Origin of the sequence: Azonexus sp. (assembly GCF_036170495.1) — a bacterium.
In the GTDB taxonomy this organism is placed as follows: domain Bacteria; phylum Pseudomonadota; class Gammaproteobacteria; order Burkholderiales; family Rhodocyclaceae; genus Azonexus.
This window is the reverse complement of record NZ_JAVHPH010000174.1, coordinates 1,796-4,388: the sequence shown is the minus strand read 5'-3', so window position 1 is coordinate 4,388 and position 2,593 is coordinate 1,796. Positions and strand designations below refer to the sequence as shown.

Here is a 2,593-nt window from a genome sequence, read left to right as displayed (position 1 = left end):
CTGCTCGATCGCGTTGTCCTCGCCGAACTGCCGCTGACCACGCCGGTTGGCCAGGCCATGTCAGCGACCCCGTTCATGCTCGAAGAGCACGCCACGGCCTACGATGCGATGTTCGCCATGGCGACCCATGGCATTCGCCACGTGCTCGTCACCGATGCCGAGGGCAGGCTGACCGGCGTTGTTTCGGAGCGCGACCTGTTCTCGCTGCAACGTGTTGGTTTGCGCCAGATTCGCCAGTCGATCGATGGTGCGCACAATGTCGGCGCTTTGCAGCAGGCGGCCGCCGATGTCCGCCAGTTGTCGTTCAACATGCTGGCCCAGGGCGTTGGTGCCGAGCAGCTGACCCAGTTCATCTCGGCGCTCAACGATGCGCTGACCCGCCGTGTTATCCAGCTCAATCTCGAAAAGCACAACTTCGACGGCATTGAATGGGCCTGGCTGGCCTTCGGCTCGGAGGGGCGCGACGAACAGACTTTCAGCACCGATCAGGATAACGGCATCGTCTTCGTGACGCCCGAAGGTGCTGCGGTCGACGCGCTGAAGCCACGTTTTCTGGCCTATGCCCTCGACGTCAACAACGACCTCGATCGCGTCGGGTTCCCGCTGTGCAAGGGCAACATCATGGCGAGCAACCCGCAATGGTGTCTGACGCTTGACGAGTGGAAAGACCAGTTTGCCAACTGGATCCGCATCCCGCAGCCCGCCGCGCTGCTCAACGCCACCATCTTTTTCGACTTCCGGGCGCTTTACGGCAAAGCGGAACTGGCCGATGCGATGCGCCGCCACCTGTTGGCGCAGACGGCGGCTAACCCGATGTTCCTGCGCGCCATGGCCAAAAATGCGCTCGACGTCGAACCGCCGCTGGGCAAGATTCGCGATTTTTTGACCGACCTCGACCCCGACCATCCGGGCAAGATCGATCTCAAGAAATATGGCTCGCGTATTTTTGTCGACGTTGCCCGTATCTACGCCATGGCCAGCGGCGTGCACAACACCAATTCGATTCAGCGCCTGCGCTTGTCCGCGCAGCGCCTGTCGATCCGCAGCGACGAGATCAACGCCGTACTCGAAGGCTTGAATTTCATCCAGCTGCTGCGCCTGCAGCACCAGTATCTCGAAGGTGAGCCGGGCACCCAGGGCGATAACCTGATCGATCCGGATACGCTCAATGAGCTGGATCGCCGCATTTTGAAAGAGTCCTTCCGTCAGGCCCGCAAAATCCAGACGCGCCTCAAACTCGATTACCAGGTGCAATGACCATGCTCGGCCTCAAGAAATTCCTGTTCAGGGGCAGCGCACAAGCCAGCCTGCCCGACGACGTGCGGGCTTCGCTCGACGTCTGGCGGGCCAGCAAGGCGCCGCCGCTCGACGATCTGCACTTTCACACCCGCTACGTCGTAGTCGACATCGTCAGCACCGGTACGAATCCCGAAAGCGACCAATTGCTCGGCATCGCGGCCAGCTCGGTGTGGAAAGGAGCGATCCAGCCGGACGACACTTTCTACGTCGATTTTTCGACGCTTGATGGCGAGGGTTCCACGGTCGACCGGGAATTAACGGCATTTTTGCTGTTTGCCGCCAAGGCGCCGCTGGTCACCTACCATATTCCCTATGTTGGCGGCTTTCTGCAGCGCGCCTTCAAGGAACGGCTGGGCGTCAATTTCCTGCCACAGTGGGTCGATTTGGCCTGGCTGTTACCGTCGATGTTCGAGGACAAGGGCGATTCGGTCATGCCGCTCGACCACTGGATCGAGGTCTTCAGCCTCGATACCGGCGCCGGCCGGCGCGATGCCATGGCCAACACCCTATTGCTGGCGCGCATTTTCCAGATGATGACGGTGCGGGCTGTCGGCAAGCAGATCGATACGGCCGCTCGTTTGATCGACGAATCACGGGCCAGCAGCTTCCTACGGCGCACCCACTAAAGTTACCGGATGTTTGCTTCACTGACCCGGCTGCAGCGCTACTACCTGTATTACACCTGCGGCTTCCTGTCATTCATCGGGGCGCTGGCGGTTCTCGAACAGCACGGCATGCCGCCGCGCTGGATCGGCTACGCCTTCCTGTGTTTCACCATTTCGATGTACGCGCTGATCGGCATCGTCTGCCGGACCTCCGATGTCTCCGAGTACTACGTCGCCGGGCGGCGCGTGCCGGCCTTCTTCAACGGCATGGCGACCGGCGCCGACTGGATGAGTGCCGCCTCCTTCATCGGCCTGGCCGGAACCCTTTACCTCTCCGGCTTTCAGGGGCTGGCCTATGTTATTGGCTGGACCGGCGGTTTCGTCCTGGTCGCTCTGCTCCTCGCGCCGTATCTGCGCCGCTTCGGTCAATACACCATTCCCGACTTTCTCGGCGCCCGCTATGGCGGCAACGCGATTCGCCTGGTCGCCGTCGTGGCCGCCATCCTGGCCTCCTTCGTGTACGTTGTGGCGCAGATTTACGGCGTCGGCGTCATTACCAGCCGTTTCGTCAGCTTGCAATTCGAGATTGGCGTCTTCGTCGGTCTGGCCGGCATCCTTGTTTGTTCGTTTCTGGGGGGCATGCGGGCGGTGACATGGACGCAGGTGGCCCAGTACCTGATCCTGATCAT

Annotated in this window: 3 protein-coding genes; all 3 read left to right on the top strand. The window is 61.2% G+C overall.

Going from position 1 to position 2,593, the window contains the following annotated elements; genetic code table 11:
- Positions 1-1,257: DUF294 nucleotidyltransferase-like domain-containing protein (locus ADADOO_RS05790; protein ID WP_511275797.1), on the top strand; the 1,257-nt coding region annotated here is incomplete at its 5' end.
- A 2-nt stretch (positions 1,258-1,259) separates the two neighbouring features.
- Positions 1,260-1,925: a hypothetical protein gene (locus ADADOO_RS05785; RefSeq protein ID WP_511275795.1), complete on the top strand. Its 666-nt coding sequence runs from the start codon at positions 1,260-1,262 to the stop codon at positions 1,923-1,925.
- A 9-nt stretch (positions 1,926-1,934) separates the two neighbouring features.
- Positions 1,935-2,593 (top strand): sodium:solute symporter family transporter (locus ADADOO_RS05780; RefSeq protein WP_511275794.1); only part of this gene is annotated, 659 nt, incomplete at its 3' end.